Annotated in this window: 4 protein-coding genes; all 4 read left to right on the top strand. The window is 74.3% G+C overall.

Annotation, left to right across the window (positions count from 1 at the left end; genetic code table 11):
* Positions 1-46 precede the first annotated feature (46 nt).
* Positions 47-1057, top strand: a complete 1011-nt coding sequence (gene pstC / locus E0D90_RS22720; protein WP_103504729.1) for a phosphate ABC transporter permease subunit PstC — start codon at positions 47-49, stop codon at positions 1055-1057.
* Positions 1054-2031 (top strand): phosphate ABC transporter permease PstA, encoded by a 978-nt coding sequence (pstA, locus tag E0D90_RS22715; RefSeq protein ID WP_130799875.1) that lies wholly within the window; start codon positions 1054-1056, stop codon positions 2029-2031. Before pstC ends, pstA begins: the two co-directional genes overlap by 4 nt.
* Before the next feature lie 69 nt (positions 2032-2100).
* Positions 2101-3018, top strand: a complete 918-nt coding sequence (pstB, locus tag E0D90_RS22710; RefSeq protein WP_130799874.1) for a phosphate ABC transporter ATP-binding protein PstB — start codon at positions 2101-2103, stop codon at positions 3016-3018.
* Positions 3019-3192: 174 nt separating this feature from the next.
* Positions 3193-5856 (top strand): helicase-associated domain-containing protein, encoded by a 2664-nt coding sequence (locus E0D90_RS22705; protein WP_130799873.1) that lies wholly within the window; start codon positions 3193-3195, stop codon positions 5854-5856.
* Positions 5857-6081: the final 225 nt, after the last annotated feature.

Raw genomic sequence — 6081 nt, 5'->3', positions numbered from 1 at the left:
GCGCCCACCCCGAGCACGGCCGGCCCACACGACCAGGAGCAGATCGATGTCGGTCATCACCGACCAGAAGCCCGAGGACCAGCCCCCCGGGCTGACGTCCCGCAAGCGACGCCGCGTGGCCGACCCGGCGTTCCGCTGGTTCGTCACCATCACCGGCACCAGCGTCTTCATCATCCTGGCGGCGATGGTCATCCGGACCACCACCGAGGCGTGGCCGATCTTCCAGCACGAGGGCTTCTTCGGCTTCCTCACCGGCGACCGGTGGGTCTCGGGAGCCTCGCGCAGCGGCGACCCGGAGACGTTCACCGGCGTGTACGGCGCCTGGCCGTTCATCTACGGCACGCTGGTCACCGCGCTGATCGCGATCGTGATCGCGCTGCCGCTGGCGCTGTGCATCGCCTTCTACATCAACCAGCTGGCGCCGCGCCGGCTGCGCAACCCGCTGTCGTACACGGTGGAGATGCTGGCCGCCGTGCCGAGCATCGTCTTCGGCATGTGGGGCCTGTTCTGGCTGGTGCCCAACGTGCTGCGCCCGTTCTTCGAGTGGCTGGAGTCGTGGGCGGGCGGCTTCTTCCTCTTCGAGGGCCCGGTCTTCGGCCCCGGTTACCTGGCCGCCGGCATCGTGCTGGCGATCATGATCCTGCCGATCATCACCGCGATCGTGCGCGAGGTCATCGCCGTCAACCCGGCCGACCAGCAGCACGCCGCCTACGCGCTGGGCGCCACCCGGTTCGAGGTGATGCGGAAGGTCATCCTGCCCTCCAGCTTCTCCGGCATCGTCGGCGCCACGATGCTCGGCCTCGGCCGGGCCATCGGCGAGACCATCGCCGTGATGATGCTGATCGGCTCCACCAAGAGCTGGGACAGCAGCCTCCTGCAGCGCGGCGACTCGATGGCCGCCCTGATCGCCTCGCTCTTCAAGGAGGCCACCCCCGAGGGGGTGCGCGGGCTGATGGCGATCGGCGTGGCGCTGTTCCTGTTCACCATGGTCATCAATGTCGCCGCCCGCCTGCTGGTGTGGCGGATCGGCCGAGTCGCGGGAGACGCCGCCGTATGAGTGCCACCCAGGATCTGAAGCCGGACGAGAAGCCGGGCGAGAGGCCGGAGGAGCGGGCCGCGCGCCGGGCCGCCGGGCGGACCACCCCGACGGGGCACCGTTCACTGCGGGAGACGCAGGGCAACGCGGGCAGGCGGGCCGTGGCCAACCGGATCGCGCTGGGCGTGCTGACCGGCGCCATGGTGCTGGCGATCATCCCGCTGGTCCTCATCCTCTTCAAGGTGGGCAGCGAGGGTCTGGCCGCCGTCAACTGGAACTTCTTCACGCTCGACGAGCCGACCTACCGGACCGATCTGGCCGGCTACCGGGCCGGGTTCGTCGGCACCGCCTACATCATGGCCGGTGCGATCGTGATGGCCATCCCGCTGGGCCTGGCGACCGCCGTCTACCTGGTGGAGTACGGGCGGGGCCGCCTCGCCGCCTTCGTCCGGTTCTTCACCGACGTCATGACCGGCATCCCCTCGATCTTCGTCGGCCTCTTCGTCTACGGCCTGCTGATCTCCAGCGCGGCCGTCTTCCGCACCGGGTTCAGCGCCTTCGCGGCGTCGCTGGCCATCGCCATCATCATGCTGCCGATCGTCACCCGGTCCTCCGAGGAGATGCTGAAGCTGGTCCCGGACGAGTGGCGCAACGCCAGCTACGCACTGGGCGCCAGCAAGTCCCGCACCGTGCTGACCACCGTGCTGCCCGCCGCCGCACCCGGGCTGGCCACCGGTTCCATGCTGGCCGTGGCGCGCGGCGTCGGCGAGACCGCGCCGCTGATCCTCACCGCGCTCGGCTCCCAGTACCTGGTGACCACCTACTTCTCCAACCCGCAGGGCGCCGTGCCGCTCCAGATCCACAGCGGCGCCTCGCAGCCCTTCGCGGCCGGTATCGAACGGGCGTGGGGCGGGGCGCTGTCCCTCTTCGTCATCGTGCTGCTGCTGGTCGTGGCGGCCCGCTGGCTGGGCTCGCGGGCCAACAAGCTCGGCTGACCTTCGCACCGCCCCGCCCGGCCACCCCGGCCCCACTCCCGCGCGACCGACCACCGAAAGGACCGACCCATGACCGCACCGCTCTCCACCACGGCGGACCGCACCGCCGGCGCGCCGGAGCACCCGCCGGCCGGCGGCGCCGCCACGGCGGCGCCCCCGCCCGAGGAGCGCACCGAGGTCCAGCCCGCCGACGCCCGGGAGCCCGTCCAGGACGCGGTGTTCGACCTGCGCGGTGTCGGCGTCCGCTACGGCTCGTTCATCGCGGTCGACGGCATCACCATGAAGGTGCCCCGGCACCAGGTCACCGCGCTGATCGGCCCGTCGGGCTGCGGCAAGTCCACGCTGCTGCGCTGCCTCAACCGGATGAACGACCTGGTCTCCGGCGCCACCGTCACCGGTGAGCTGGTCTACAACGGGGAGAACGTCTACGCCCCGGAGGTGGACCCGGCCGAGGTCCGCCGCCGCATCGGCATGGTCTTCCAGAAGCCCAACCCGTTCCCCAAGTCCATCTACGAGAACGTGGCGTTCGGCCCCCGGCTCAACGCCTACTCCGGCGACCTCGACGAACTGGTGCAGCAGTCCCTGGAACGCGTCGGGCTGTGGAACGAGGTCAAGGACAAGCTCAAGGACAGCGGCCACGCCCTCTCCGGCGGCCAGCAGCAGCGGCTGTGCATCGCCCGCGCCATCGCCGTCCAGCCCGACGTGCTGCTGATGGACGAGCCCTGCTCCGCCCTCGACCCGATCGCCACGCTGAAGATCGAGGACCTCATCCACGAGCTGAAGTCGACCTACAGCATCGTGATCGTCACCCACAACATGCAGCAGGCCGCCCGCGTCTCCGACCGGACCGCCTTCTTCAGCGTCGACATCGACGACGAGGTGGGCATGCGCACCGGCAGACTGGTCGAGTACGACCGCACCGAGAAGATCTTCAACAACCCCGCGCAGCAGCGCACCGAGGACTACGTGACCGGCCGTTTCGGCTGAGCCACACCCCTCCCGGGCCCCACCGGCCGTGCCCCGCCCGACCCGTGGCGGCGTTCGGGCGGCCCTTCGGGATGCCCCGCCGGCCGCCGGGACGGCGCCCCGCGCGGCGCGCCACCGCTGGTCCGGACCGTCCGGACGGCGGCGGGGGCGGCAGGTACCGGTACCGTGGTCCGGATGACGCCGGTCCCCAGCAGCAGCCCCCGCACCCTCGCCGACGAGCTGCGCGCCCGCGCGGACACCGATCTGGCAGGGCTGCTGCACGCCCGGCCCGACCTGCTGTCCCCCCTGCCCGGCGACCTCTCGCAGCTCGCCACCCGCGCCGGAACCCGCGCCTCGGTCCAGCGCGCGCTGGACCGGCTGGACGCCTTCACCCTCCAGACCGCCGAGACCCTGGCCATGGCGGGCCCGCCCTGCCGCTACGACGACCTGGCCGCGCTGCTGCCCGGCGCCGAGCACCGGCTCCCGCAGGCCGTCGCGACCCTCCGCTCCCACGCGCTGCTGTGGGGCGGGCAGGACACGCTGCGGCTGGTACGCACCGCCCAGGAACTGCTCGCCCCCACCCCGCAGCGCCCCGGCGCCACCGGCCTCGGCCCGTCCCTGACCGAGACCGTCGGCGCCCTCTCCCCGCGCCGCGCCCAGGAGTTGCTCGCCGCCAACGGACTGCCGGGCACCGCCGACCCCGTGGGCGCCGCCCGGGCCCTCGCCGCCCACCTCTCCGACCGGGACCGGCTGACCGTCCTGCTGCAGGAGGCGCCCGACCGCGCCCACGAGGTGCTGGAACGGCTGGTCTGGGGACCGCCCTACGGCGAGGTCTCCGCCCAGCCCGCCGCCCACCTGCGCTGGCTGCTGGACCACGCGCTGCTGGTGCCGACCGCGCCCGGCACCGTCGTGCTCCCCCGCGAGGTGGCCCTGACCCTGCGCGACGGCCGCGCCCACCGCCGCCTGTGCGCGGAACCGCCGGAGCTGACGCCCCGCGCGGTCTACGCCCCCGGACAGCTCGACACCACCGCGGCCGGCCAGGCCCATCTGGCCCTGGGCATCACGGAGTCGCTGCTCGCCCTGTGGGAGCGGGAACCCCCGGCGGTGCTGCGCACCGGCGGCCTCGGTGTCCGCGACCTCAAGCGCACCGCGGTCGGCCTGGACGTACCGGAGCCGGAGGCGGCGTTCTGGGCCGAACTGGCCTACGCGGCCGGGCTGGTCGCGGGCGACGGCGAGAACGACGAGCGGTACGCGCCCACCCCCGCCTCCGACGACTGGCTGCGCGGCTCCCCGGGCGAGCGCTGGGCGCACCTGGTGGGCGCCTGGCTGACCGGCACCCGGGTCCCGGCCCTGATCGGCGAACGCGCCCCGCAGTCGGGCGCCGCCCGCGGCCGGGGCGGGGAGCGCACTCTGGCCGCGCTCGGCCCCGGTCTGGACCGCGGACCGGCCGCCGAACTGCGCGGCCGTGTGCTGGGCCTGCTCGCCGAGGTGGAACCGGGCACCGCGCCGGAGCCGATGGCGCTGCGTGAGCGGCTGCGCTGGCTCGGGCCGCGCCGGATGCCCGACGACCTGCGCGAACTGCTGTGCTCCTCGGTCCTCACCGAGGCGGAGCACCTGGGGGTGACGGCGCGTGGCGCGCTGGCCGGGTACGCCCGGCCGCTGATCGCCGCGGGCCGCGCGGCCCCGGCACCTGCCCCTGTCCCTGCCCTGTCGGCCAGCGCCGGTGTGGAGACCACGGGCGTGGAGACCGCCGAGCGGGAGGCCGCGGCTCGGGAGTCGGCCGGCGATGACGGGCCCGGCCCGGAGATCGCCGGTACGGACGCGGGTACGGACGCCGCCGCGGACACGGACGCGGAGATCGTCGCCGCCGCCGTCCGCTCCGCCGAGGCCCTGCGCCCGGTGCCCGTCGACGAACGCGCGGCGGCGGCCTCGGCGGCGGAACTGCTCACCCCGCTGCTGCCGCAGCCGCTGGACCACTTCCTGCTGCAGGCCGACATGACCGCCGTCGCCCCCGGCCCGCTGCTGCGTGAACTGGCCCGCACGCTGGCCGCCGCGGCCGACGTGGAGTCCACCGGCGGCGCCACCGTCTACCGCTTCACCCCCGCCTCGGTGCGCCGCGCCCTCGACGCCGGGTGGAGCGCGGCCGAGCTGCAGATGTTCCTGAGCGAACGCTCCAGCACCCCGGTCCCCCAGCCGCTGAGCTACCTGGTGGACGATGTGGCCCGCCGGCACGGCCGGCTCCGGGCCGGCACCGCCGCCGGCTATCTGACCTGTGACGACGAGACCACGCTCGACCACCTGCTGGCCGACAGTCGGCTGGAGCCGCTGCGGCTGCGCCGCATCGCCCCGACGGTGGTGATCTGCCCGGTCGGCGGCGAGGAACTGCTGGACCGGCTCCGCGAGTGCGGGTACGCGCCGTCCGCCGAGGGCGACGGCGGCACCTCGCTGCACGGACCGGCCGAGCCGCGCCGTACCCCGCCGAGGTCCGCGCCGGACCCGGTGCCGGACGGCCCGCCCGGCACGGACGACTCGCTGCTGACCGCCGCCGTCCGCGCCATCCGCTCCGGCGACCACGCCGCCGGGGCGGCGCCCGGTGCAGGCGGACGGCCTCCGGCCGACCCGCCGTCGCGGCTGCCCCGCACCGACCCGGCCCAGACGCTGACCACGCTGCGCACGGCCGTCGGCGACGGCTCACTGGTGTGGATCGGGTACGTAGGCGCGGACGGCGTGGCCGGACAGCGGGTACTGGCGCCGGTGCGGGTGGAGGGCGGTTTCGTGACCGCCTTCGACCACACGGCCGAGGAGGTCCGCACCTACCCGCTGCACCGCATCACCGGCGCCGCCCCCGCCGGCGGCTGACGGCTCACGGCTCACGGCTCACGGCTCACGGCTCACGGCTCACGGCTGACGGCTCTGTCCGCCTCGGGGGCGCCCGGTGTCTCCGAGGCGCCCCCGGAGTGCTCCCGAGCCGCTTCCCGCACCACCAGCGCCGTCGGCTCCACCGGCCCAGGCCAATGACGGGACCCGGTTTTGACATGTCTATGACGTGACGCGGGTAGACGGTGTCCGAAACTCATCCCCGCC

This window comes from Streptomyces otsuchiensis, assembly GCF_004305975.1.
GTDB classification, from domain to species: Bacteria; Actinomycetota; Actinomycetes; order Streptomycetales; family Streptomycetaceae; genus Streptomyces; species Streptomyces otsuchiensis.
The sequence above is the reverse complement of the archived record's forward strand: the minus strand, read 5'-3'. Positions and strand labels throughout refer to the sequence as shown.